Origin of the sequence: Microbacterium salsuginis (genome assembly GCF_012524205.1) — a bacterium.
GTDB lineage: Bacteria > Actinomycetota > Actinomycetes > Actinomycetales > Microbacteriaceae > Microbacterium > Microbacterium salsuginis.
The window spans coordinates 224,154-249,439 of sequence record NZ_JABACI010000005.1 but is presented as its reverse complement, the minus strand read 5'-3'; the positions used below and the strand labels follow the sequence as shown (position 1 = coordinate 249,439).

General features: G+C 68.7%; 22 protein-coding genes and 2 tRNA genes. 17 read left to right on the top strand and 7 right to left on the bottom strand.

Annotated features, from left to right (window positions below):
• Positions 1-3: 3 nt before the first annotated feature.
• Positions 4-366, top strand: a complete 363-nt coding sequence (locus HF576_RS17225; protein WP_168914064.1) for an A1S_2505 family phage non-structural protein — start codon at positions 4-6, stop codon at positions 364-366.
• Positions 367-369: 3 nt separating this feature from the next.
• On the opposite strand, the gene HF576_RS17220 is transcribed toward HF576_RS17225, so the two are convergent.
• Entirely contained in the window at positions 370-1,278 is a 909-nt protein-coding gene (locus HF576_RS17220) for an alpha/beta fold hydrolase (RefSeq protein ID WP_168914063.1), read from the bottom strand.
• 283 nt (positions 1,279-1,561) lie between these two features.
• A tRNA-Gly gene (locus tag HF576_RS17215) sits at positions 1,562-1,635 on the bottom strand.
• 129 nt (positions 1,636-1,764) lie between these two features.
• On the opposite strand from HF576_RS17215, the gene HF576_RS17210 reads away from it, so the two are divergent.
• From HF576_RS17210 to HF576_RS17170, 9 genes are all read left to right on the top strand, one after another.
• Positions 1,765-1,838: transfer RNA gene (locus HF576_RS17210), tRNA-Pro, on the top strand.
• Positions 1,839-1,919: 81 nt separating this feature from the next.
• Complete coding sequence (gene tig / locus HF576_RS17205) at positions 1,920-3,356, top strand: trigger factor (RefSeq protein WP_168914062.1); 1,437 nt, start codon at positions 1,920-1,922, stop codon at positions 3,354-3,356.
• 68 nt (positions 3,357-3,424) lie between these two features.
• The gene (locus HF576_RS17200; RefSeq protein ID WP_168914061.1) at positions 3,425-3,916 is read left to right on the top strand and encodes a tetratricopeptide repeat protein; all 492 of its coding nucleotides are present in this window, start codon (positions 3,425-3,427) and stop codon (positions 3,914-3,916) included.
• Between the two features lie 79 nt (positions 3,917-3,995).
• Positions 3,996-4,580: an ATP-dependent Clp protease proteolytic subunit gene (locus HF576_RS17195; protein ID WP_168914060.1), complete on the top strand. Its 585-nt coding sequence runs from the start codon at positions 3,996-3,998 to the stop codon at positions 4,578-4,580.
• Positions 4,581-4,613: 33 nt separating this feature from the next.
• Complete coding sequence (locus tag HF576_RS17190) at positions 4,614-5,285, top strand: ATP-dependent Clp protease proteolytic subunit (RefSeq protein WP_168914059.1); 672 nt, start codon at positions 4,614-4,616, stop codon at positions 5,283-5,285.
• Between the two features lie 189 nt (positions 5,286-5,474).
• Positions 5,475-6,743 carry an ATP-dependent Clp protease ATP-binding subunit ClpX gene (gene clpX / locus HF576_RS17185; RefSeq protein ID WP_168914058.1) on the top strand — a complete coding sequence of 423 codons (1,269 nt, stop codon included), beginning with the start codon at positions 5,475-5,477 and terminating at the stop codon, positions 6,741-6,743.
• 43 nt (positions 6,744-6,786) lie between these two features.
• Positions 6,787-7,905 (top strand): epoxide hydrolase family protein, encoded by a 1,119-nt coding sequence (locus tag HF576_RS17180; protein ID WP_168914057.1) that lies wholly within the window; start codon positions 6,787-6,789, stop codon positions 7,903-7,905.
• Positions 7,906-8,035: 130 nt separating this feature from the next.
• On the top strand, positions 8,036-8,863 hold the full coding sequence (locus HF576_RS17175) for a hotdog family protein (RefSeq protein WP_168914056.1): 828 nt from the start codon (positions 8,036-8,038) through the stop codon (positions 8,861-8,863).
• A gap of 101 nt (positions 8,864-8,964) precedes the next feature.
• On the top strand, positions 8,965-10,038 hold the full coding sequence (locus HF576_RS17170) for an alpha/beta fold hydrolase (RefSeq protein WP_168914055.1): 1,074 nt from the start codon (positions 8,965-8,967) through the stop codon (positions 10,036-10,038).
• A 19-nt stretch (positions 10,039-10,057) separates the two neighbouring features.
• Here HF576_RS17170 and HF576_RS17165 read toward each other — a convergent pair whose 3' ends face one another.
• Complete coding sequence (locus tag HF576_RS17165) at positions 10,058-12,109, bottom strand: M3 family metallopeptidase (protein WP_168914054.1); 2,052 nt, start codon at positions 12,107-12,109, stop codon at positions 10,058-10,060.
• A 121-nt stretch (positions 12,110-12,230) separates the two neighbouring features.
• On the opposite strand from HF576_RS17165, the gene HF576_RS17160 reads away from it, so the two are divergent.
• The 3 genes from HF576_RS17160 to HF576_RS17150 are packed head-to-tail and all read left to right on the top strand — an operon-like array spanning position 12,231 to position 14,430.
• The gene (locus tag HF576_RS17160) at positions 12,231-12,860 is read left to right on the top strand and encodes an ArsR/SmtB family transcription factor (RefSeq protein WP_168914053.1); all 630 of its coding nucleotides are present in this window, start codon (positions 12,231-12,233) and stop codon (positions 12,858-12,860) included.
• On the top strand, positions 12,857-13,087 hold the full coding sequence (locus HF576_RS17155; RefSeq protein WP_168914052.1) for a hypothetical protein: 231 nt from the start codon (positions 12,857-12,859) through the stop codon (positions 13,085-13,087). The genes HF576_RS17160 and HF576_RS17155 overlap by 4 nt, the downstream gene beginning before the upstream one ends.
• Positions 13,084-14,430 (top strand): MFS transporter, encoded by a 1,347-nt coding sequence (locus HF576_RS17150; RefSeq protein WP_168914051.1) that lies wholly within the window; start codon positions 13,084-13,086, stop codon positions 14,428-14,430. The genes HF576_RS17155 and HF576_RS17150 overlap by 4 nt, the downstream gene beginning before the upstream one ends.
• A gap of 24 nt (positions 14,431-14,454) precedes the next feature.
• On the opposite strand, the gene HF576_RS17145 is transcribed toward HF576_RS17150, so the two are convergent.
• From HF576_RS17145 to HF576_RS17135, 3 genes are all read right to left on the bottom strand, one after another.
• The gene (locus HF576_RS17145; protein ID WP_168914050.1) at positions 14,455-14,703 is read right to left on the bottom strand and encodes a hypothetical protein; all 249 of its coding nucleotides are present in this window, start codon (positions 14,701-14,703) and stop codon (positions 14,455-14,457) included.
• Between the two features lies 1 nt (position 14,704).
• Positions 14,705-17,284, bottom strand: a complete 2,580-nt coding sequence (gene valS / locus HF576_RS17140; protein ID WP_168914049.1) for a valine--tRNA ligase — start codon at positions 17,282-17,284, stop codon at positions 14,705-14,707.
• Positions 17,285-17,419: 135 nt separating this feature from the next.
• On the bottom strand, positions 17,420-18,760 hold the full coding sequence (locus HF576_RS17135; protein ID WP_343234332.1) for an MFS transporter: 1,341 nt from the start codon (positions 18,758-18,760) through the stop codon (positions 17,420-17,422).
• A gap of 309 nt (positions 18,761-19,069) precedes the next feature.
• Between HF576_RS17135 and ileS the strand changes: the two genes are divergently transcribed.
• Genes ileS through ndk form a run of 4 tightly spaced genes read left to right on the top strand, consistent with a single transcriptional unit; the run spans position 19,070 to position 24,645 of the window.
• The gene (gene ileS, locus HF576_RS17130) at positions 19,070-22,441 is read left to right on the top strand and encodes an isoleucine--tRNA ligase (RefSeq protein ID WP_168914048.1); all 3,372 of its coding nucleotides are present in this window, start codon (positions 19,070-19,072) and stop codon (positions 22,439-22,441) included.
• The gene (locus HF576_RS17125) at positions 22,438-23,796 is read left to right on the top strand and encodes a bifunctional folylpolyglutamate synthase/dihydrofolate synthase (RefSeq protein WP_168914047.1); all 1,359 of its coding nucleotides are present in this window, start codon (positions 22,438-22,440) and stop codon (positions 23,794-23,796) included. Before ileS ends, HF576_RS17125 begins: the two co-directional genes overlap by 4 nt.
• Positions 23,793-24,188, top strand: coding sequence for a DUF4233 domain-containing protein (locus HF576_RS20460; RefSeq protein WP_343234331.1), 396 nt, complete (start codon positions 23,793-23,795; stop codon positions 24,186-24,188). The genes HF576_RS17125 and HF576_RS20460 overlap by 4 nt, the downstream gene beginning before the upstream one ends.
• 40 nt (positions 24,189-24,228) lie before the next feature.
• Positions 24,229-24,645, top strand: coding sequence for a nucleoside-diphosphate kinase (gene ndk / locus HF576_RS17115; protein ID WP_168914045.1), 417 nt, complete (start codon positions 24,229-24,231; stop codon positions 24,643-24,645).
• Between the two features lie 13 nt (positions 24,646-24,658).
• On the opposite strand, the gene HF576_RS17110 is transcribed toward ndk, so the two are convergent.
• A complete protein-coding gene (locus HF576_RS17110) occupies positions 24,659-25,261 on the bottom strand; it encodes a vitamin K epoxide reductase family protein (protein WP_168914044.1) in 603 nt (200 codons plus the stop codon).
• Positions 25,262-25,286 lie beyond the last annotated feature (25 nt).

Here is a 25,286-nt window from a genome sequence, read left to right as displayed (position 1 = left end):
CGCATGCGCATCGAATCACTGCGACCGAACGAGGTGTTCGTCTTCGGCTCGAATGCCGACGGCGCCCACGGCGGGGGAGCGGCGAGGTTCGCCCACGACCGGTTCGGAGCGATCTGGGGCCAGTCCGAAGGTCTGCAGGGCCAGTCGTACGGCATCGACACGATGTCGGGGCTCGATGTCTTCCGGGAGCAGGCGCGGCGATTCGTCGAATTCGCGACCGCGCATCCCGAACTTCGCTTCCTCGTGACCGAGGTGGGATGCGGCATCGCGGGGTACACGCCACGGCAGGTCGCAGGGTTCTTCGCCGGCGCGCCCGAGAACGTGGTGCTCCCCGCCTCGTTCGTCGAGGTGATTGCGGGGACCTGACTTTCAGGCGCTCGAGCCGCTCGTGGGTCGAGGGTGATGCTTGCCGCGGTGCACCTCGTACAGGCGCACGTGCCCGGGCCACTGCGAGTCGTTCTGGATGGGTTGATCGTCCATGAACAGCCGGATGACGTGAGCGAGCTGATCGGGGTGGCTGAAGTTGATCGCGTGCGCCGCGCCCTCCAGCAGCACGACGAGCACATGACTGTCGGTCTGGCTCGCGATCTCGTCGACCCGATGGGCGTGGGGGAGCAGCGGATCCCTCTGGCCGAGCACGACGAGAGTCGGGATCCGCATCTCCAGCAGGCGCTGGAGGCTCGGGTATTGCGTCAGCGCGCGGAAGAGCCGCAACGTGCTGGGCACGCCGAAGCGCACGTAGTCCGGCACCGCGACCCGCGCCATCCGCGTGGGCTCGCGCGTCGCGTCCGCCGACAATTGCCCGATGGCGCGCCGCAGGGGCTGGTTGTGGAGCCCGCCGGCCGGTGAGACGAGCACGGCACGATCGATGCGCTCGGGGTACCGGTGGGCGAACTCGATGATGACCGGGCATCCCATCGAATTGCCCACGAGCGTCGCCTTCTCGACACCGCGGTCATCGAGGAAGTCCGCGGTGGCATGCGACAGATCCGGAATGTCGAGCATGTCCTTGCGTCTGCCGCTGCGTCCGAACCCGGGGAGGTCGGGAACGAACGTGTGGAAGTCGTCCGCGAGCCGCTCGGCAGTCGGCAGCAGGTAGCGGCCGGACAGCCCGAACCCATGGATGTGCGCCATCACCCGCCTGTCCGCCGGTGGCCGGGGCGACTCACGGTAGAACACGTCGATGCCGTCGATCCGCGTCCACTTCTCGGCCAGCGTCGAGGCGGGCCGGCGCGGCAGTCTGCGGGGCTTCGGTGGCAGTGCGGGCGAAGTGCTCATGGCGACTCCTGAGGGCGAGGTCTGTGCCCTACCCAGTGTGGCGCGAGGCCCGCGTCGCCCGATAGCGCGAATCGCGTGATCTTCGAGTGGAGGGGGTGACGGGAATCGGTCGCCCAGAGGCATTGGAGGGGATGACGGGACTCGGCCACCGCGCCCCTCCACGCGCCGCTGACGCGTCGCGCGGAGCCTCCGGCGCAGTGGGACCCCCCGAAGCGGATCGTTTCGGACGGCATCCCACGCGAATGCCCCGCTGGTGCGACCTTCGGCCGTACCAGCGGGGCAGTGGAGGGGATGACGGGAATCGAACCCGCACCATCAGTTTGGAAGACTGAGGCTCTACCATTGAGCTACATCCCCGCAGCGGTGAGCCGCGGCATCCGCCATTCTATGTCACGAATGCGCGCGCCCCGTGCGCGAAGGCGAGTGCCGGGCGCGTCGGCTAGACTTCTCGGGGCCGAATGGCGCATGCACGTGCGCGAACCCGCCCGGGGCGTAGCTCAGCTTGGTAGAGCGCCCGCTTTGGGAGCGGGAGGCCGCAGGTTCAAATCCTGTCGCCCCGACATCACGGCCCACAGAATTCCGAACCCCAGACCTTCAGCCGCCGCGCTCGCGCGCGGTCCGATAGAGGAGAACGAACAGGCATGGTGAACAGCACCGTCGAGAAGCTCAGCCCGACCCGGGTCAAGCTGCACATCACGGTCAGCCCCGACGAGCTCAAGCCGTCGATCGCGCACGCGTACGAGCACATCGCGCAGGACGTGCAGATCCCCGGCTTCCGCAAGGGCAAGGTCCCGGCGCCGATCATCGACCAGCGGGTCGGCCGCGTCGCCGTGCTCGAGCACGCCGTGAGCGAGGGGCTCGACAACTTCTACCGCGAGGCCGTCGCGGCCAACGAGCTGCGCGTTCTGGGCCGCCCCAGCGCCGAGGTCACCGAGTGGCCGAACGAGAAGGACTTCTCGGGCGACCTCGAGGTGCAGGTCGAGGTGGACGTCCGCCCCGAGTTCGAGCTTCCGTCCCTCGAGGGCACGACCATCGAGGTCGACGCCGTCGAGGTCGACGAGGCTGCCATCGAGGAGGAGCTCGACCGCCTCCGCAGCCGCTTCGGCACGCTCGTGACCGTGGACCGCCCGGCCGCTACCGGCGACTTCGTCGAGCTCGACCTCGTCGCGACGATCGACGGCACCGAGATCGACCGCGCCGAGGGCGTGTCGTACGAGGTGGGCTCGGGCGAGCTGCTCGAGGGCATCGACGAGGCGATCGAGTCCCTCACCGCCGGTGAGGAGACCACCTTCCGCTCGAAGCTCGTCGGTGGCGACCACGCCGGTGAAGAGGCCGAGGTCGCCGTCACGGTCAAGGCCGTCAAGGAGCGCGAGCTTCCCGAGGCCGACGACGACTTCGCGCAGATCGCGAGCGAGTTCGACACGATCGCCGAGCTGCGCGAGAGCCTGCAGGAACGCGTCGGCCAGCAGTCGGTGTTCACGCAGGGCTCCGCCGCTCGCGACAAGCTGATCGAGACGCTGCTCGAGCGCGTCGAGATCCCCGTCCCGCCGCAGCTCATCGAGGACGAGGTGCACAATCACCTCGAGGGCGAAGGCCGCCTCGAGGACGACGTCCACCGCGCCGAGGTCGCCGAGGCGAGCGAGAAGCAGTTCAAGACGCAGATGCTGCTCGACAAGATCGCCGAGTCGGTCAACGTGCAGGTCTCGCAGGACGAGCTCACGCAGTACCTCGTGCAGTCCTCCGCACAGTACGGCATGGCGCCGCAGGACTTCGTGAACGCGCTGCAGGAGGGCAACCAGCTGCCTGCCATGGTCGGCGAGGTCGCACGCAACAAGGCACTGGCCGTCGCGCTCGGCAAGGTCACCGTCGTCGACACGAACGGCAAGGCCGTCGACCTGACCGGGTTCGTCGCCGTCGAGGACGAGGAAGCCGCTGAGGAAGAGGTCGTCGAAGAGGCGAAGGAGATCGCGGATGCCGCGGCCGACGCCGACACCGTGATCGAGGCCGAAGAGGCCGAGGCGAAGCCCGCCAAGAAGAAGGCACCGGCCAAGAAGAAGGCTGCTGCCGACAAGGAGTAGTCGCTGCGACGGCAGTGACAGGGGACGGATGCCGCGGCATCCGTCCCCTTCTTCATCGAGGAGGAACCGTGCGCGACGAATGGGCGCTGCGCGTCGACGAGATATGGAACGACGACACGCTCAGCGACGACGACCGCATCGAGCGGATCGACGCCCTCGCCGCAGAGCGGCCCGCGGCGGATGCAGTGGCGCTGTTCGAACGCGCCGGAGCCCGGGACGCCGCGGGGCTCGAGCAGGACGCCGCGCCGCTGTATCGAGCGGCCCTCGACGCCGGGCTCGATGACGCGCATCGACCGCAGGCGGTGATCCAGCTCGCCAGCACCCTGCGGAACCTGGGCCGTGCCGACGAGGCGGTCCGGATGCTGCAGGTCGAGGTCGACCGCGAGCCCGTCTCGCCGCTGCGCGACGAGGCGGCGGCGTTCCGCGCGCTCGCGCTGGCGTCGCTCGGACGGGAGCGGGAGGCGGCATCCGTCGCCCTTCTCGCCCTCGCGCCGCATCTGACCCGCTACACGCGCTCGGTCGCCTCGTACGCCGCGGAACTGCGTGAGGACGCGCGCTGATCTGCCCAGGGCGAACACGGGCAGGTCGCGTCGGACGCGCCGGTAGATTCGACGAAGACCCAAGGAAACAGGAGCACACATGGCCGAACCACTTGTCGCGACGAGCGTCTTCGACAGGCTGCTGAAGGACCGCATCATCTGGCTCGGGTCGGAGGTGCGGGATGACAACGCGAACGAGATCTGCGCGAAGATCCTCCTTCTCGCCGCCGAGGACTCCGAGAAGGACATCTACCTCTACATCAACTCGCCCGGCGGGTCGATCACGGCCGGCATGGCGATCTACGACACCATGCAGTTCGTGCCGAACGACATCGTGACCGTCGGCATCGGCATGGCGGCGTCCATGGGGCAGCTGCTGCTCACCGCCGGGACCAAGGGCAAGCGCTATATCACGCCCAACGCGCGTGTGCTGCTGCACCAGCCCCACGGCGGATTCGGCGGCACGGCCAGCGACATCCAGACGCAGGCGCAGCTGATCCTCGACATGAAGAAGCGGCTCGCCGAGATCACCGCGGTGCAGACCGGCAAGACCGTCGAGCAGATCAACGCCGACGGCGACCGCGACCGCTGGTTCAGCGCCGACGAGGCGCTGGAATACGGCTTCGTCGACCACATCCGCGAGTCCGCGACCGACGTCATCGGCGGCGGCGGAACCGCCAGCTGAGCGCACCGAAGGCGAAAGAGAGAGAACCCCGCAATGCAGACACCCACCTTCGGATCGGGCGCCCCGCAGGCGCTCCAGATGCCCGGCAGCCGTTACATCCTGCCGCAGTTCGAGGAGCGCACGGCCTACGGCTACAAGCGCCAGGACCCGTACAACAAGCTGTTCGAGGACCGCGTCATCTTCCTGGGCGTCCAGGTCGACGACGCCTCGGCGGATGACGTCATGGCCCAGCTCCTGGTGCTCGAGAGCCAGGATCCCGACCGCGACATCATCATGTACATCAACTCGCCCGGCGGCTCGTTCACAGCCATGACGGCGATCTACGACACGATGCAGTACGTCTCGCCGCAGATCCAGACCGTCGTGCTTGGGCAGGCAGCCTCCGCGGCCGCCGTGCTCCTCGCGGCAGGAGCGCCCGGCAAGCGCCTGGCGCTGCCGAACGCCCGCGTTCTCATCCACCAGCCCGCGATGGGCGAGGCCGGCCACGGACAGGCCTCGGACATCGAGATCCAGGCAGCCGAGATCATGCGGATGCGCACGTGGCTCGAGCAGACGCTGGCGAAGCACTCCAACAAGACGGCCGAAGAGGTCAACAAGGACATCGACCGCGACAAGATCCTGTCCGGCGAGGAGGCCGTCGCCTACGGCCTGGTCGACCAAGTGCTGACGACTCGCAAGCGCGGTCAGCAGGCGCTGACCAAGTAGGACGGCTCCTTCGACGCCCCGTCACCCGGATCGCCGGGCGGCGGGGCGTCGTCGTGCGCGAGGGCAGGTGTTCTGCTCTGGGCGGACGGCCCTCCACAACGTGCGTCGCAATCCCGCCCGATGTCGCCGTCAGACGTTAGGCTCGGAAGACAGCCGGGGGACTGGCCCCACGTCACGAGGAGGCGCCGCATGGCACGCATCGGTGAGAGCGCCGACCTGTTCAAGTGCTCCTTCTGCGGCAAGAGCCAGAAGCAGGTCCAGCAGCTGATCGCCGGCCCCGGCGTGTACATCTGCGACGAGTGCGTCGAGCTGTGCAACGAGATCATCGAAGAGCGGATGGCCGAGTCGTCCTCGGGCGTCGTGGCCGAGTTCGACCTCCCGAAGCCGCGTGAGATCTACGCGTTCCTCGAGGAGTACGTCGTCGGTCAGAACGACGCCAAGCGCGCACTCTCGGTGGCCGTCTACAACCACTACAAGCGCGTCCGCGCGCACGGCACGATCCAGTCCGCCGAGCAACGCGCCGACGAGATCGAGATCGCCAAGAGCAACATCCTGCTCCTCGGTCCGACCGGCTGCGGCAAGACCTACCTCGCACAGACGCTGGCCAAGCGCCTGAACGTGCCGTTCGCCGTGGCCGACGCCACCGCGCTGACCGAGGCCGGCTACGTCGGCGAGGACGTCGAGAACATCCTCCTCAAGCTGCTGCAGGCAGCCGATTTCGACACGAAGCGCGCCGAGACCGGCATCATCTACATCGACGAGGTCGACAAGATCGCCCGCAAGGCCGAGAACCCGTCGATCACCCGGGATGTGTCGGGCGAGGGCGTTCAGCAGGCGCTGCTGAAGATCCTCGAGGGCACCGTCGCCTCGGTGCCGCCGCAGGGCGGGCGCAAGCACCCGCATCAGGAGTTCATCCAGATCGACACGACGAACGTGCTGTTCATCGTCGCCGGCGCCTTCGCCGGACTCGAGGACATCATCTCGTCGCGTGTGGGCAAGCACGGCGTCGGATTCGGCGCACCGCTGCACAACAAGGGCGACGACCTCACCTTGTTCAGCGAGGTGCAGCCGGAGGACCTGCACAAGTTCGGTCTGATCCCTGAGTTCATCGGCCGCCTGCCGGTCGTGGCATCGGTCGCTCCGCTCGACCAGGAAGCCTTGATGGAGATCCTCACGGAGCCGAAGAACGCGCTGGTCAAGCAGTATCAGCGCATGTTCGAACTCGATGGCGTGACGCTCGAGTTCGACCGCGAGGCACTCGAGGCGATCGCTGACCTGGCGGTCGCCCGCAAGACCGGTGCGCGAGGTCTGCGCGCGATCCTCGAGGACGTCCTCGGCCCGATCATGTTCGAGATCCCGTCGAGCGACGACGTCGACAAGGCGATTGTCACCCGCGCGGCTGTCGAAGAGGGCGCGCCGCCCACGCTGGTGCTACGGGAGAAGCGCAAGAGCGCCTGAGCGGGTGCCGGCGGGTGTCGGACCCCGCCACTAGCGTCGCAGGATGACCTTGACGCGACCGTTCACGATTCACGTCCCCGACGCCGAGATCGCCGATCTGCACGCGCGGTTGGATCGGTTCCGGCCCCTGCCGGACTCACCCCGCCGCCCGGATGCCGGCATGAACGCGGCCTACCTCGCCGACCTCGTCGCCAGCTGGCGACGTTTCGATTGGCGGAAGCGGGAGGCGTGGCTCAACGCGCATCCGCAGTTCCTCGCCGACATCGACGACGCGACCGTGCACTTCGCGCATCTGCGCTCCCAACGAGAAGACGCGCCCGCTCTGCTCGTGATGCACGGCTGGCCGCACACCTTCGCCCTGCAGCTCGACTTCGCCGATCTGCTCCCGGACTTCCATGTCGTCGTGCCGAGCTTTCCGGGATTCGGGTACTCGACTCCCTATGCCGCCGGTCCCATGACCGAGGTGCGTCTCGCGGCGACGATGCACGCTCTCATGACCGACGTGCTCGGCTACGAACGCTACTTCACGTACGGCGAGGACGTCTCTGCGAACGTGAACGATCTGATCGCCGGCACGTACCCCGAGTCCGTGAGCGGCATCCTCGTCACGCACTCGCATTTTCCCGCACAGGCCGAAAGGCCGTCGCTCACGGCTCCGGACGAGATCGCCTTCTTCGAACGACTCGACCGGTGGGGCGGCGCGAACGGCGGGTACGGACACATCCAGGCCACGAGGCCCGACACGCTCGCCGCGGCGCTCAACGACTCGCCAGCCGGGCTGCTGGCGTGGCTCGGCGAGAAGCTGGCGGAGTGGAGCGACACCCCCGGCGATGATCCGGCGGGCGTCGAGCGTCGTCTCTCGCGCGAGCGCATCCTCACCGAGGCGATGATCTACTGGACGACGCAGTCGATCGGGTCGTCCTTCCGGCCGTACTACGAGGGCGCCGACCAGCCCGACGTGATGCCGGTCGTCGAGGTCCCGGCATCCGTCCACATCCAGCGCCACGAGTGGGACTACCCCGAGTCGCTCGCCCGCCGCTTCTACCGGGACCTCCGTGCGTTCGAGCGCCTCGAAGAAGGCGGTCACTTCACGGTCGCGGAGGTGCCGCAGGTGATGGCGGAACGCATGCGCGTGTTCGCACAGGGGCTCGGCGTGTCGTGAATCGGCGGCGAGGGTAGCGGCAGGCCGATCTCGAAAAGCCAGGATCGCCGGCGGCTGGCCGATTCGGGCCACCGAGGAATGGCGAGTCTGTGCGAGGCGGGCCGCAAGGCCGGGCCCGTTGAATCGGGACATGTCAGATTTCGCTCTTTCACCTCATGAAGCCGCGGTCGTCTACGGCCGCTCCGTGCCCACCGAGGCCCACGCGCGCCAACGGCAGTGGATCGGCAGTGTGCGCATCGCGCGACACTGGAACGGCCCCCGCCGGTCGGCCAATGGCGGTATCGCCGCCGGTCGCATCTCGCAGCAGGTCGATGCAGACGTCGTCACCGTCGTCTTGAAGCGCCCGGTTCCGCTCGATCGACCGCTCGATGTCTTCGACGATGGGAGGGGGGCGGTCCAGGTTCACCGCGGCCGCCGGCTGATCGCGACGGCACGGCCGGGACGACTTGATGAGTCGAGGTCACCCGGCGCGCCGAGCTTCGAGGATGCGGTCGCCGCCCGTGCCGCCCACCCGCTGACCGGCACCCGCCACCTCCTCTCGGACTGCGTCGTTTGTGGACCGGATCGAGCTGATGGGATGCACGTCACCCCCGGACCCGTTCCTGGATCTCCGGACGTCCTCGCGTCGCCGTGGATCGTGGGCACCCGCCACAGTCGTGCGGGCATCGCCGATTACGCGGCGGTGTGGGGTGCGATGGACTGCACGAGCTATCCGGCGATGGCCCTGCGCGACGGCATTCTGTGCCTGCTCGGCACGATGAGCGCTCAGGTGGAACGTCAGCCGCGTGTCGGGGAGCGTCTCGTCGTGCACGGCTGGACGCGTGAGGTGCACGGGCGCAGATATGAAACCTCCGTCGCCATCACGGATGCCGCTGGAGCGCAGGTCGCGCGCGCGGAGTCGACTTGGGTCGCTGTGAAGCGCCAGCGGCTCGCCTGGGCGCTTGGACGAGTCCTGTGACCCTGTCGCGCGGCATCGGCTCGGCCGGCGACCACGGGACTCCCGGCCTGCGTCGTCGCCCCGTACTCCCGGCGCACGCCGGGGTGTCGCATACTGATGGCGTGTCCAGCCCTGTCGTCGTCCACCACGTCTGGTCGGGCTCCGACGACGTCGCCTGGTCGGAGATCGGCTCCGGTCGCCCGGTGCTGGTCGGCGGATGGTGGATGAGCCACCTCCAGCGCGACTGGGACTACGCACCGCTGCGCGGGTTCGTGCAGGCGCTCGCCCGGCACCGGCGGGTCATCCGCATGGATGCTCCGGGGAACGGACTCTCGCGCTCACGGGCCGCGCCGCCGGACAGCGTCGACCCGCACGTAGACGCGATGCGAGCGGTCCTCGACGACGCAGGCGTCGAGCGGGCGTCGGTCTTCGCCGGATCATCAGGGTGCGCTGTCGCCGTGGAGTTCGCCGCGCGGTATCCCGAGCGCGTGCGGCGCCTGATCCTCACCGGCGCCTACCTCGACGGCAGCTCCATCGCGCCGGCCGCGGACCGGGCCGCGCTGATCGAACTCGTGCGCCGGAGCTGGGGCGTGAGCTCGCGCGTGATGTCGGACATCTTCTACCCCGACGCCAACGCAGAGGAGCGCGCCGCGTATGCCCGGCACCAGCGATCGACGGCGACCGCGCAGGCGGCGGCAACAGGCCTCGAGGCGGTGTATGCGTATGACGCCACCCGATCCGCAGCGGCGGTGACCGCGCCGACGCTCGTCATCCACCGCCGCGGTGACCGCGCCATCCCGCTCGCGCTCGGCGTGCAGACGGCCGCCGCGATCCCGGGGGCTCAGCTGGAGGTGGTCGATGGGGTGGCACATCACCCATGGCACGGCGACGTCGCTGCAGTTCTGCGTCCGGCGCTGGCGTTCGACGGGGTCGACGAGGAGACGCTGAGACGGGACTCGTTCGCGCCCCATGACGCCGCGCCCGCCGGCGCCGATGCGCCGGCGGCGGACGTGATCTCGCCTCGCGAGCGCGAGGTCCTTCTTCTCGTGTCGCAGGGGAGGACGGACGCCCAGATCGCCGCCGAGCTGTTCCTCAGCATCCACACCGTGCATCGTCACGTCGCCAATGCGCGGACGAAGCTGAGCGTGTCGTCCCGGTCCGCTGCGGCGGCATGGGTGGCCGCGCACCCTGAGTAGTGCCGGCTTCGCGGAATGGTCAGTCCGCGAGACCTCGCCGCTTCAGGAGCGGCTGGATCTCGGCATCCCGCCCACGGAAGTCCCGGTAGGCCTCGAGCGGGTCCTTGGAACCGCCGACGCCGAGCAGTCGCTCGCGGAAGCGATCGCCGTTCTCGCGCCGCAGGCCGCCGTTCTCGCGGAACCATTCCACCGTGTCGGCGTCGAGCACCTCGCTCCAGATGTACGAGTAGTACCCGGCGCTGTAGCCGCCCGAGAAGACGTGCGCGAAGTAGGTCGACGAGTACCGCGTGGGCACCGCGGGGTTGTCGAGACCGATGTCGGCGAGGGCGGATGCCTCGAACGCGGCCACGTCCAGGTCGGCTGCCGCCTCGTTCGTGGACAGGGAGTGCCAGGCCTGGTCGAGCCATGCCGCGGCGAGGTACTCGCTGGTCGCGAAGCCCTGATTGAACGCCTCGGACGCGTGGAGCTTCTCGACGACACCTGCGGGCAGCGGCTCGTCGGTCTCGATGTGCCGTGCGTACGACGTCAGGATCTCGGGCCAGTAGATCCACATCTCGTTCACCTGGCTCGGGAACTCGACGAAGTCGCGGAAGACGTTCGTGCCGGCGAAGTGGGGATACGTGACGGTCGCGAACAGCCCGTGAAGCGCGTGACCGAACTCGTGGAAGAGCGTGGTGACCTCGTCGAGAGTCAGCAGAGTCGGGCTTCCGGGCGCCGGCTTCGGGACGTTGAGGTTGTTGACGACGATCGGCGCGGTGCCGCGCAGGTGCGACTGCAGCACGATCGAGTTCATCCACGCCCCGCCGCGCTTGGTGTCGCGGGTGTAGAGATCGAGGACGAAGAGCCCCACAGCACTGCCGTCGGCATTGTGCACTTCGAAGACGCGTGTGTCGGGGTGGTAGCCGTGAAGGTCGTCCCGTTCGGTGAACGCGACGCCGTACAGCTCTGTGGCGGCGCGGAGCACTCCGTCCTGCAGCACGCGCTCCGCCTCGAACCACGGACGCAGCGCCGAGCGGTCGAGGTCGTACTCGGCAGCCCGCACCTTCTCCGTGTAGTACGCCCAGTCGTGCGCCGCGAGCGGGAACGACGCGGCCTCGGCGTCGATGATCTCCTGGAGCTTCTGCTGCTCGCGGCGCGCGTTGCGAGCGGCCGGTACCGCCAGGCGCCGCAGCAGGTCGTGCACGGCTTCAGGCGAGCGCGCGGTCTCGTCGGACGTGATGTAGGCGGCGTGCGAGTCGTAGCCGAGCAGGGCCGCGCGCTCGGCCCTGAGCCGCACGATCTCGAGGAGGGTCGTGCGATTGTCGTGGTCGTTGCCGCGAGACCCTCGGGACCGGGATGCCTCGAGCAGGCGTGCCCGCGAGGTCCTGTCGGTGAGACTCGAGAGGTACGGGTGCCCCGTGAACAGCGTCAACGTGACGACCCACTTGCCCTCGAGTCCGCGATCGGCGGCGGCCTGCGCGGCAGCCGAGAGCTCCCCGTCGGTCAAACCGTCGAGCTCTGCGACATCGTCGAACACGACCGCGAGGTCGTTCGTGTCGCCCAGCAGGTTCTTCTCGAACTGCGTCGTCAGGGTGGACAGACGCTGGTTGAGCGCGGTGAGGCGCTGCTTCGCGTCGTCGTCCAGCCCGGCGCCCGCGTGCGACATCTCGGTGTAGTGGCGCTCGATGAGGTAACGCTGCTCCGCTGTCAGCGAGAGCTGATCCCGCTGCTCGTGGAGGGTCTTGATCCGCCGATAGAGGGCGGCATCGAGCTGGATCGAGTCCTGGTGCGCCGACATGAGCGGGGCGAGCTGCTCTTCGATCGCCTGGATCTCATCGGTGGCATCGGCCGACGACACGGTGTAGAACGTGCGGGCCACGTCGCCCAGCAGGCGGCCGCTCGCCTCGAGCGGCGCCATGGTGTTCTCGAACGTCGGCATGGAGCGCACCCGCGTGATCGCCGCGACCTCGGCCGTGTGCTCGGCGAAAGCCTGCTCGAATGCGGGCAGGTAGTGCTCGGGGCGGATCACGGAATAGTCCGGGAGGCCGTAGGGGAGCACGCTGGGGGAGAGGAGCGGGTTGTCCGTAGGCATGCGGTCCAGCCTAGTGTCGCGGCACCCGGTTACAGCGGAGCCTTTGCAAACAAGTGGATGCAAATACTCCGTTGCAAAGAAGTACTTGCAAAGAAGGCTTTGCATGTTCTATCGTGAAGGCATGACAGACAGCGCACACGCCGATCCCACGGTCGCGGACACCGCACCGCTTCGCGCAGATCGTGTGCTCGATGCCGGGGCGCTGCGTGCACTCGCGCACCCCCTCCGGGTGAAGATCTACGACATCCTGAGCCAGTACGGCCCGCAGACAGCGAGCTCGCTCGCGGAGCGGCTGGGCGAGTCCTCCGGTTCGACCAGCTACCACCTGCGTGCACTGGCGAAGCACGACCTCATCCAGGAGTGCGTCGACAAGGGGTCGGGCCGCGAGCGCTGGTGGGAGCGCCCGGCGGGAGGGGTGTCGTTCGCGAACGCCGAGGCGCTGAAGACGCCGTCAGGTCGTGCAGCGACGCAGATCGTGATGAGCGAGTTCTTCAAGCTTCGTCAGGAGCAGCTCGTGGCGTTCGTGGGTCGCGGACTCGAAAGCGAGCCGGAGACATGGCGGGACGGGAGCATGATCTCCACCGCCACGGCACGACTCACTCCCGCGCAGAGCAAAGAGCTGGCGACGAAGATCATGGCCCTCATCGACGAGGCCGTGGACGCCTACCGCAACCAGACCGGCGAGGACGTCCGGCCCGTGACGATCCGGGCCGACCTGTTCCCGCTTCCCGAGCAAGGAGGACAGTCATGACCGCCATCACAACGCCGTACTTCCGGACACGGCTCGCGACCACTCGCACCAACGTCATCGATCGCGCGCTCCTGCGCACGGCGGGTGTGCTCGACGCCTTCGTGCAGAAGCGACTCGAACGCCGTGCCGGTGATGTTCGGCACCACGCTCTGTCCGCGCAGGATGCCGCGGCCACTGCCCGCCGCAACGCGGAGGCGCTGGCTGCTCTCGGCATGCTCCCGCGATGAGCGGCGCCGTCGACACCGTGAAGGCCTCTGGCAGCCCGGCAGGTCCGGCGAAGCGCACACCCCTCGGTCGCGACTTCGGAAAGCTGTGGACCGCCGCGGCATTCAGCAATCTGGCCGACGGACTGGGGCGCACCGCGGTTCCGCTGATCGCGACGACACTGACGCGCGACCCGCTGGCGATCTCGGTGATCGGCGCCCTTGCGTTCCTTCCATGGCTCGTGTTCGGGCTCCCCGCGGGCATGATCGTCGATCGCTTCGACCGGCGCCTCATCATGGCGGCGGCGAACACCCTCCGCGGCGGCGCTGCCCTCTGGCTTGCGGTCCTCACCGCGACCGGTTCACTGGAGCTCTGGGCGCTGTTCGTGGGAACCCTCGTCTTCGGACTGGGTGAGACGCTGTTCGACAACGCGACCAACGCGGTCATCCCGGGTGTGGTCACCAAGCCGCAGCTGGATCGCGCGAACGGACGCATGCAGGCCGCGCACATCACGATCGACATGTTCGTCGCTCAGCCCATCGCCGGCCTGCTCTTCGCCGTCTCGCTCGCACTGCCGTTGTGGCTGGGGGCGACCGGATACCTCGTGCCCATCGTCCTCGCCCTGCTCCTGCCGATCTCCGCGGCGCGCCCACTGCGCGAGGCGACTCGAGTCACCGACCCCGCTGCCCCTGACGTGGCCACCGGGGGCTCGGCGGCTCCCGTTCCCGTCCCGCCGTCTCCGAGCAAGGTGACCGCGCGGGAGGCGATCGTGTACCTGTGGCACAACCGCTATCTGCGCGCGATGGTCCTCTACACGTCGCTGGTGGGCAGCGCCCTCTCCTTCGCGCAGGCGAGCACGATCCTGTACTTCCTCGAGGACCTCGACGTCGCGCCCGCGGCGATCGGTTTCGTCACAGCGGGCGTGGGCGTCGGGGCGCTCCTCGGATCCCTCGTCGCTTCGCGCCTTGTCGAGCGGTTCGGTCGCGGACGCGTCATGCTCGCCGCCAATGTCGGGGCCGCCATCGGACTGGGCCTGACGGGCCTGGCCCCGGAGGTCTTCTCCGCCAGCGCCGCCTACGCGCTCGGAGCCTTCTCGATCTCGGTGTGGAATGTGCCCTGGGGCGCATTGCGGCAGCAGATCGTTCCCGCCGAGCTGTTCGGCCGGGTGCTCGGCATCATCCGCATGCTGACGTGGGGCATGTTCCCGATCGCCACGCTGCTGGGCGGCTGGGTGGCGCGGATCGATCTGCGCCTGCCGTTCGTCGCGGCCGGCATCTTCATCCTCGTGGCGACGGTTCTCGGTTCACGCCTGCTCGTCGTGGGCACGCGCAAGGCCGGGGCCGAGGCGGGCGCGCTGCACAACTGATGCGGGCGCCGCTCTCGCGGTCCGTTATGCGAAGCCGTCGTCGGGATCGTGCCGGACGACGGCTTCGCCGTCCGCACCGAGTGTGACGATGACGCCGGTGTCGAGCTCCGCGATCGGGCGGCCTTCGAGCCACGTGAGCGTCCATCGAGGCCGCGGCTGACCGAGATCGTCGTTGGGGATGGACTCGTCGACGCTCCGGATGCCGCGGCGCAGCGCGTCCGGCACCGCGCGCGGCGCTTCATCGCCCGAGGTCCAGCGGGTTCCGAGCTGCATGTCAGGCCTCCTGGGGTGCGAACTGGATGTCGGAGACGGTCAGCTCGTCGGCGTCCGCGTAACGGATCTCCGCGATCCGGCCGACCGCCTTCAGATCGCCTTCCGCGAGGCGGAGCGCGTCGAGCGACGCGGCCGGAGCCGAGATCGTCACCCGGTCGACAGGCGTCTTCTGTGAGACCTTCGCCTCTGTCTTCGCCCGCCGGATGCCGATCAGGGCGCTGCCCACGACGCTCAGCACAGACGGGTCGCCTTCGATCTCGAGCGTCTCCGGCCACGGCGCCGTGTGGACCGAGCCGTCGTTGAACCACGACCAGGACTCTTCCGCTGCGAAGACGAGCACCGGCGCGAAGAGCCGCAGCAGCGTCGAGAGCGCGATGCGCAGCGCGAGGGCAGCGGACGCCTGGCCCACGTCCGCCTGGTTGTAGGCACGTTCCTTGACGAGCTCGAGATAGTCGTCGCAGAAGGTCCAGAAGAACGATTCGGTGATCTCCAGCGCGCGAGCATGGTCGTACGAGTCCAGTGCCTTCGTCGCATCACGCACGACGTCGTCCAGCCGAGTGAGCATCGACGCGTCGAGCGCGTGTGTCACCTGAGCGCCCTCGGGCACCGGGAACGACAGCACGAACTTTGCCGCGTTGAGGATCTTGATGGCCAGGCGGCGACCGATCTTGATCTGCGTGGGGTTCTGCGGGTCGAACGCCGCGTCGGTGCCCAGGCGGCTGGAGGCCGCCCAGTAGCGGACGGCGTCCGAGCCGTGCTGCACGAGGATGTCGGCCGGCGTGACGACGTTGCCCTTCGACTTCGACATCTTCTTGCGGTCGGGGTCGACGATGAAGCCCGAGATCGCAGCATCCGTCCATGGGGCGCGATCGTCCTCGAGGGCGCTGCGCAGCAGCGTGGAGAACAGCCACGTCCGGATGATGTCCTGGCCCTGGGGGCGCACGTCGAACGGCGCGACGAGGTTCCACAGCTCGGGATCCCGCTCCCACCCGCCGGCGAGCTGCGGGGTCAGGGACGACGTCGCCCACGTGTCGAAGATGTCGTTCTCGCCCTCGAAACCACCGGCGACGCCGCGCTGATCCTCGGTGTACCCCGGCGGCACATCCGTCGACGGATCGACCGGAAGCGTCGCCGCATCCGGCGTCAGCACGCGGCCGTAGTCGCGCTCACCGTTCTCGTCCAGTGCGTACCAGACCGGGATCGGCACACCGAAGAAGCGCTGGCGAGAGACGAGCCAGTCGCCGGTGAGTCCGTTGGTCCAGTTCTCGTAGCGGACGCGCATGAAATCGGGATGCCACGACATCTGCTGGCCGAGAGCGATGAGCTTGTCACGGAGGGCCTCGTCGCGGGCGCCGTTGCGCAGGTACCACTGGCGCGTCGAGACGATCTCGAGCGGGCGGTCGCCCTTCTCGTAGAACTTGACCGCGTGGGTGAACGGCTTGGGGTCGCCCCCCACGTCGCCGGACTCCTGCAGCAGTTCGACGATGCGCTTCTTGGCGCTGAACACCGTCTTGCCTGCCAGCTCCGCGTACGCCGTCTTCGCGGCATCCGTCACGATCACGTCGGGCGCTTCGGCGAGAACGCGACCGTCCTGCCCGAGGATCGTGCGGTTGGGCAGGTTCAGCTCCCGCCACCACACGATGTCGGTGACGTCGCCGAAGGTGCAGATCATGGCGATGCCCGAGCCCTTGTCCTGCTGCGCGAGCGGGTGCGCCAGGACGGGGACCTCGACGTCGAACAGGGGCGTGCGCACCGTGCTGCCGAACAACGGCTGATACCGCTCGTCGTCGGGGTGGGCGACCAGCGCGACGCACGCGGGCAGCAGCTCCGGACGCGTGGTCTCGATGAAGACATCGCCTGAGCCGTCCGCCTTGTGGAACGCGACGCGGTGGTACGCGGCCGGCTGGTCGCGGTCTTCGAGCTCCGCCTGCGCCACCGCGGTGCGGAAGTCGATGTCCCACAGCGTCGGCGCGAGGTCCTGGAAGGCTTCGCCGCGCTCCAGGTTGCGCAGGAATGCGAGCTGGCTGATCCGCATCGTGTCGTCTGAGATCGTGCGGTACGTCTGCGTCCAGTCCACGCTCAGCCCGAGCGAGCGCCACAGCGCCTCGAAGTGCTTCTCGTCTTCGACGGTGAGCTTCTCGCACAGCTCGATGAAGTTGCGGCGGCTGACCGGGATCTGGTCGGCCGCGCGGCTCGACTTGTTGTCGCCGCCTTCATACGGGGGAGTGAACTGCGGGTCGTAGGGCAGCGAGGGGTCGCAGCGCACGCCGTAGTAGTTCTGCACGCGGCGCTCGGTCGGCAGGCCGTTGTCGTCCCAGCCCATGGGGTAGAACACCGTCTTGCCGCGCATGCGCTCGAAGCGCACCTTGACATCGGTGTGCGTGTAGCTGAAGACGTGCCCGATGTGCAGGCTTCCCGAGGCGGTCGGCGGGGGAGTGTCGACCGAGAAGATCCCGGCACGACCGACCTCTGCGGCGCGGATCCGGTCGAACAGGTACGTGCCCCGCTCGGTCCAGCTCGCATCCCACTTGGTCTCGAGGCCTTCGAGGGCGGGCTTGTCGGGAATCTGCGCGTCGGCCATCGGGTCTCCTCGATATGTGCGGCACCGTGTGAGCGTGCCTGAGTGTGGGATGCGCGTCGATTCTACCCGGGCGCGCTGCACGCCGGCGGAACGGATGCCGGGGCCACCGGCATCCGCTCCGCCTCCGGAGCCGGATCAGACCGCGGCGGAGGCCGTCTCGGGTGCCGAGGCGAGCTCAGGCTCAGGCCGGCGGCGCGTGGCCAGCCAGGCCGAGACCAGTGTCACGGCCGACATGATCGCGAGGATGACGCCCGGGTGCCACCATGCGAAGCCGGTCGCGGTGCCCAGCTCGAACGTGACGTATGGGACGAAGCCGCTGATGGTCGCCGCCAGCGCATACGCGAACGACAGGGCCGAGTACCGGAAGTTGTCGGGGAAGAGATCGTTCATGAGCCCGCCCAGCGCCGCCCATGCCATCGTCGGCAGGATGCCGCCGATGATCATCGTCGCGACAAGGATCGGGAACGTCGCGAACTGGAGCAGGAAGTACATCGGGAACGTGATGAGCAGCGTGCCCAGGGCGCCCCACAGCACCACCTTCGCGGAGCCGATCCGGCTGGCCCACGCTCCGAACAACGGGATCGTGACGAGCTGCAGCAGCCCTCCGACCGTGGTGGCGATGAGGAGGTCCTGGAAGCTGAACCCGAGCTGCTCGACGCCGTAGTTCACGGTGTAGGTGTTCATGAGCGAGTACGAGCCGATGCCCAGCAGCGCTGCTCCGATGGCGATCGCCATCGCCGCGGGACGGCGGGCGAACATCGTGACGAAGGGGATTCGGTCGCGCCGGCCCTCTGCCACGACGCCCTGGAAGACGGGCGTCTCGGTGATCGTCAAGCGCAGGTACAGCGACACCGCCAGGAGAGGCAGCGCGAGCAGGAACGGGATGCGCCAGCCCCACTCTGCGAGCTGCTCGGCCGGGAGCACGATGGTCATCACGATGAACACCGCGGCCGACAGGATCGAGCCGACCGGCGAGCCCAGCTGGGGGATGGCCGCATAGAACGCACGCTTGACCGGTCCGGAATGCTCGGTCGCGATGAGGATCGACCCACCCCATTCGCCGCCCAGCGAGAGGCCCTGCACGATGCGCAGCAGGATGAGCAGCACCGCCCCGAGCCAGCCCGCCTGCGCATAGGTGGGCAGCAGGCCGATGAGGCCGGTGGCCACGCCCATGATGCCGACGGTCCACAGCAGAGTCGTCCGGCGCCCGAGCCGGTCGCCCATGTAGCCGAAGATGATGGCGCCGATCGGGCGCACCACGAACGCGATCGCGATCGTGAGGAAGGCCACGCTGGTGGCGCCGATCCTGCCGAGCGGATCGAAGAAGAGCGGTCCGACGAAGAACGCCGAGAAGTACGCGAAGAGGTAGAAGTCGAAGGACTCCAGCGACGTGCCGACCATCGAGGCCCATGCGACGCGGCGCGCAGGGACTGTGGTGTCGGCGGGAGAAGTGTCGGGAGTAGCGGTGGAGCTCACGGTGGTCAATCTTGGCACGAGTCCAGAAACCGTGGGATGCCCCGGATCATTCCCGGCTTGCACCGCCACGGTAGACTCGACCCACCAGCGCTGATCCGGCCATCACCGGGGAGCTCTCGGAAGAACCGGGCCCGTCACGGCGAGCCCTCACTAGAACCGAGCGGGGCAGGCCCGTCACAGCCGCAGTGAAAGAGGGCGGATGCCGGTCGGCATCCCGTCAACGCAGGGTGGTACCGCGGTCCGCCGGGAGACGTCTTCCGGCAGGTCGTCCCGGCAGGACGCGAATCGAGCGAGCACCTGCGAGAGATGATGACCTACCCGAAGCCCTCACCGTTCGGACCGGCAGCGGATCCTGCCCCCGTTGTGCCGAGCCCGCGCTTTCCCGACGTCGAGCGCGAGGCGCTGGCCTTCTGGGAGGCAGATCAGACCTTCCGCGCCTCGATCGAGCAGCGCGAAGGTGCCGAGGAATGGGTGTTCTACGACGGCCCCCCGTTCGCCAACGGTCTGCCGCACTACGGCCACCTCCTCACCGGCTACGCGAAGGACCTCTTCCCGCGCTTCCAGACGATGCGCGGCAAGAAGGTCGACCGCGTCTTCGGCTGGGACACCCACGGCCTTCCCGCCGAGCTCGAGGCGATGAAGCAGCTCGGCATCACGGAGAAGAGCGAGATCGAGGCGATGGGCGTCGCCGAGTTCAACGCCAAGGCGCGCGAGTCCGTTCTGGCCTACACGCGTGAGTGGGAGGACTACGTCACCCGCCAGGCTCGCTGGGTCGACTTCGAGCGCGGCTACAAGACGCTCAATGTCTCGTACATGGAGTCCGTCCTGTGGGCGTTCAAGACGCTGTATGACAAGGGCCTGGCCTATGAGGGCCACCGGGTGCTGCCGTACTGCTGGCGGGACGAGACGCCGCTGTCGGCTCACGAGCTGCGGATGGACGACGACGTCTACAAGATGCGTCAGGATCCGTCGGTCACGGTGACCTTCCCGCTCGTGGGGCTGAAGGCCGAGGCGCTGGGCCTCACCGGCGTGCGCGCGCTCGCGTGGACGACGACGCCGTGGACGCTGCCGACGAACTTCGCCCTCGCGGTCGGGCCCGACATCCGCTATGCGGTCGTGCCGGGCGGGCCGAACGGTGCCGCAGACGTGCACCACACGGCCGACGGTCACGCCGACGAGCCCGAAGAGGCGTATGCCCACCGATACCTCCTCGCCGAGGAGCTGCTGGGGAACTACGCCAAGGACCTCGGCTACGACTCGGCCGAAGCGGCGCGCGAGGCGGTCGTGCAGACCGTTCAGGGTTCCGAGCTGCAGGACGTCGCGTACGACCGGCTGTTCGACTATTACGCGGATGCCGTCACGTGGAGCACCGAGAACGCGTGGCGCATCCTCGTCGATGACTACGTCACCACCGCGGACGGCACCGGGATCGTGCACCAGGCCCCGGCCTTCGGCGAGGACGACCAGCGCGTCACCGAGGCTGCCGGCATCCCGCTCATCATGAGCCTCGACGACGGCGGACGGTTCCTGCCGCAGGTGACCGATGTCGCCGGCGAGCTGTGGATGGACGCCAACCGCCCTCTCATCCGCCTGCTCCGCCAGGAGGGCCGGCTGCTGCGCGAGGCGAGCTACGAACACTCGTACCCGCACTGCTGGCGGTGCCGCAACCCGCTCATCTACCGCGCCGTCTCGAGCTGGTTCGTCCGCGTGACCGAGATCAAGGATCGACTGCTCGCCAACAACGAGCAGATCACGTGGGTGCCCGAGAACGTCAAGCACGGCCAGTTCGGCAAATGGCTCGAGGGCGCGCGCGACTGGTCCATCAGCCGCAACCGCTACTGGGGATCGCCGATCCCGGTGTGGAAGAGCGACGACCCGGAGTATCCGCGGATCGACGTGTACGGCTCTCTCGAGGACCTCGAGCGAGACTTCGGAGCGCTCCCGCGCAACGCGGAGGGCGAGGTGGACCTGCACCGCCCGTTCATCGACGACCTGACCCGGCCGAACCCCGATGACCCGACGGGGCGCAGCACGATGCGCCGCATCGAGGACGTCTTCGACGTGTGGTTCGACTCGGGCTCGATGCCCTACGCCCAGGTGCATTACCCGTTCGAGAACCAGGAATGGTTCGACGAGCACGCGCCGGCGGACTTCATCGTCGAGTACATCGGGCAGACGCGCGGCTGGTTCTACGTCATGCACGTGCTCTCGACGGCCCTGTTCGACCGCCCGGCCTTCACGGGCGTGTCGTGTCACGGCATCATCCTGGGCAACGATGGATTCAAGGCCTCCAAGTCGCGCGGCAACTATCCCGACGTCTCCGAGACGTTCGACTCCGACGGCTCGGATGCGACGAGATGGTTCCTCATGGCGAGCAACGTGCTCCGCGGCGGGAACCTGATCGTCACCGCCGAGGGCATCCGCGCGGGCGTGCGCGAGCTCATGCTGCCGTTGTGGAACGCGTGGTACTTCTTCGCCACCTACGCGAACGCCTCCGGACCGGAGGGCTACGAGGCGTCGTGGCGGACCGACTCGACCGACGTCCTCGACCGGTACATCCTGGCGCTCACGGGCGACCTCGTGCGTGATGTCGCGACAGACCTCGATGGCCTCGACTCGACGATGGCGGCCGCGAAGCTCCGCGACTTCGCCGAGGCCCTGACGAACTGGTACATCCGCCGCTCGCGCGATCGCTTCTGGGTCGGCGTGACCGACGATCCGAAGAGCCGCGAGGCCTTCGACACGCTCTACACCGTCCTCGAGACGCTGACCCGCGTGGCGGCGCCGCTGATCCCACTGGTGTCCGAGAAGGTCTGGCAGGGTCTCACCGGCGGACGCAGCGTCCACCTTCAGGACTGGCCCGACGCGGCGGCGTTCCCGACAGCCGACGACATCCGCGCCGCGATGGACGCCGTCCGGCAGGCCTCCAGCGTCGCGAACGCCCTGCGCAAGAAGGAGGGCAAGCGCGTGCGCCTCCCGCTCTCGAAGCTGACGGTGGCGATGACGGATGCCGCGTCCCTTGCGCAGTTCGAAGGGATCCTGCGCGACGAGCTCAACGTCAAGGCCGTGGAGCTCGTCGAACTGGGTGACGACGTCGCTCAGCGCTACGGCATCACCAGCCGCTTGTCGGTGAACGCGCGAGCCGCGGGCCCGCGCCTGGGCAAGCAGGTGCAGCACGTCATCGCCGGTGCGAAGGCGGGCATCTGGGAGCAGACCGACGGCGGCGTCGTCGTCGACGGCATCGAGCTGCACGAGGGCGAGTATGAGCTCACCCTCGAGGCAGGCGGTGTCGACGAGGGAACCGCGATTGCACTCCTCGGCGAGGGAGGGTTCGTGCTGCTGGACACCGCGACGACTCCGGATCTCGAAGCCGAGGGACTCGCGCGCGACGTGATCCGAGCCGTGCAGGACACCCGCAAGGCGGCCGGGTTCGACGTGAGCGACCGCATCCGCCTCGAGCTGGCGTTCGACGACGTCGAGGACCGCATCGCGGTGGAGTCCGCGTTCGAGACGGCCGGGGTGGCGAGTGAGACGCTGGCCGTCGAGCATTCGCTCTACGGCCCACGCGGCAGTCGCCCCGCCCAGCCGGTCCCGGAGCACGTGGCGTCGTTCGATGCCGGCGCCTTCGCCAACGCCGGCGCGTTCGAGGTGGCCGTCACAAGAGTCGAGGCGAACGCATGACCGATCGGGAGCGCGTCCGCGCCGACGCCGTCTACGCGGCGCTGCTGGAGCGCCAGGGGGAGCGGTGGGTGCAGCCGCGCGTCGAGCGCACCCGGCGCGTGCTCGAGCTGCTCGACGACCCGCAGAAGACCTATCGCGTCGTCCACGTCACGGGAACGAACGGCAAGACCTCGACCAGCCGCGTGATCGAGAGCCTTATCCGCGCGCACGGCCTGCGCACGGGGCTCTTCACGAGCCCGCATCTCGAGCGCTTCACCGAGCGGATCATGGTCGACGGCGAGCCGATATCGGACGCCGCCGTCGCCGACGCGTGGGACGAGATCTCACCGTTCGTCGACCTCGTCGATGCCGAGCTGGCCGCGGCGGACGACGCGGCGCTGACCTTCTTCGAGCTGCTCACGGTGCTCGCGTTCGTCGCGTTCGCCGATGCGCCGATCGATGTGCTCGTGCTGGAAGTCGGCATGGGCGGCTCGTGGGACTCGACGAACACCGCCGACGGCGACGTGGCGGTCTTCACGCCGATCGACCTCGATCACGCCGATCGCCTCGGCGAGACGATCTCCGAGATCGCCGCCGTCAAGGCCGGCATCATCAAGGACGGCGCCGCAGTCGTCTCGGCCCGACAGGATGCGGCGGCCGAGGCCGAACTGCGGCGAGCCGCTGCGGACCGCGGAGCGACCATCGCGTTCGAGGGCGAGGGCTTCGCATTGGCCCAGCAGCGTCTGGCGGTCGGCGGGCAGCTCATCAGCGTTCGAGGACTCGCCGGCGTATACGAGGACGAGTACCTGCCGCTCTACGGCGCGCACCAGGGCTTCAACGCCGCTCTCGCGATCGCAGCCGTCGAATCGCTCCTCGGCGGGGCGGCGCAGCCGATCGCCGGCGACGTGCTCGCGGAGGGCCTCGGAGGCGTGACCTCTCCGGGTCGCCTGCAGCTGGTGGGAGCGAGTCCCACGGTCGTCGTCGACGCCGCGCACAACCCGCACGGAGCGCGAGCCCTCGTCGCCGCGCTGGGAGAAGCCTTCGACTTCGACGAATGGGGTGTCGTGCTCGGCGTGCTGTCCGACAAGGACGCCGACGGGATCGTCGACGCGCTGGCTCCCGCAGCCGCGCACGTCTTCGCCACCGCACCGCATTCCGAGCGCGCGAACGACGCCGACACGATCGCCGACCTCGCGGAGGCACGCGGCGTCCCCGTGACCGTGCACGCCGATCTGGCCGACGCGGCGGAGTCCGCGCGCGAATGGGCGGCGGCATCCGACCGTCGCGCCGTCGTGATCGCCGGTTCCGTCGTCCTCGCGGGCGAGGCGCTCGCGCTCTCGGCGGCCGAGGACTGGAAGAGCGGGTGGGAGCGGTGACCGCCGAGGCTCCGCGCACCCGCCGCACTCGTGGTGCGGCCGAATCTCTGGGAACGATCGTCCTCGGATTCGAATCGATGATCGCGTTCCTCGCCGGCCTCGTGATCTACGGGTTGAAGGCGCTTCCCGAGCCGATCGCCCCGTGGTGGGGGATCGTCGGCGGCGCCGTGCTCGCGATCGTCATGATCCTCACGACGCGCGTCCTGCGTCATTCCTGGGGGATCGTGCTCGGCTGGGTCCTGCAGGTCGCCGTGGCGCTCGGTGCGTTCCTCGTTCCGGCGCTCGCGCTCGTCGCTCTCATTTTCGGCGGCATGTACGGATATGCCACGATCAAGGGGGCCGCGCTCGACCGGCGCAACGCGCAGCGCGCGGCCGATTCCCCCTCGTCCTGAACACCCTCGACGCAGCCGGCGACGGCGAACGGAGACACCCATGACCACGGAAGAGACTCTCGTCCTCATCAAGCCCGACGGCGTCGCGCGCGGACTGACCGGCGCGATCCTGGCCCGCATCGAGGCGAAGGGCTACGCGCTCGTCGACATCCGCCTCGTCGAGCCTGACCGCGAGACGCTGGAGCGTCACTACGCCGAGCACGAGGGCAAGCCGTTCTACGAGCCGCTCGTCGAGTTCATGATGTCGGGGCCGTCGGTCGCGATCCGGCTCGCGGGCAACCGCGTCATCGAGGGGTTCCGCTCCCTCGCCGGTACGACCGACCCGACCACCGCCGCACCGGGGACGATCCGTGGCGACCTGGGTCGCGACTGGGGCCTGAAGGTGCAGCAGAACCTCGTACACGGCTCCGACAGCCCCGAGTCGGCGGCGCGCGAGCTCGGGATCTGGTTCGGCTGAGTCCGCCCCGGGCTCAGAACGCCCGGCCGAGCACGTCCAGCTGCAGCTGCGCGAGGATCGCGATGATCGCGTAGCTCACCACCGTGATGAGAGGCACCCAGCCCATCAGACGGTCCGCGGCGTGCCGCACCGCGGTCGGAGCAGGCAGCAGTCCCGCACGCACCACGTGCAGCGTCACCGTGTAGAACGTCGGGATCGTCACCACCCAGGTCACCACGCACCAGGGGCACAGCGTGCCGAGCACGAACAGGCTCTGGAAGATCAGCCAGCAGACGAAGCCGAACGCGAACAGCATCCCGAGCTCGAACAGCAGCCAGAACCAGCGGGCGAACCGCGCACGGGCGAGAAGAGCCACGGCGACCACGATGGGAGCGACCCAGCCGGCGACCCCGAGGAGCGGGTTCGGAAAGCCGAAGACGCTGCCCTGCCAGGACTCGAGATTCGCAGAGCACTGCACCAGCGAGTTGAAGTCGCACGAGGCGATCGCATTGGGATCCTCGAGCTTGTGCAGGCGCTCCATGGTGAGGGTGAACGCCGCCCACCAGCCGATGACCCCGGCGATCACGAGCCACACGGCCAGCGCGATGGGACGGGTGTGGGTCTGACGCTCGGGCATGCTTCGGATTATGGCATCGAGGGCT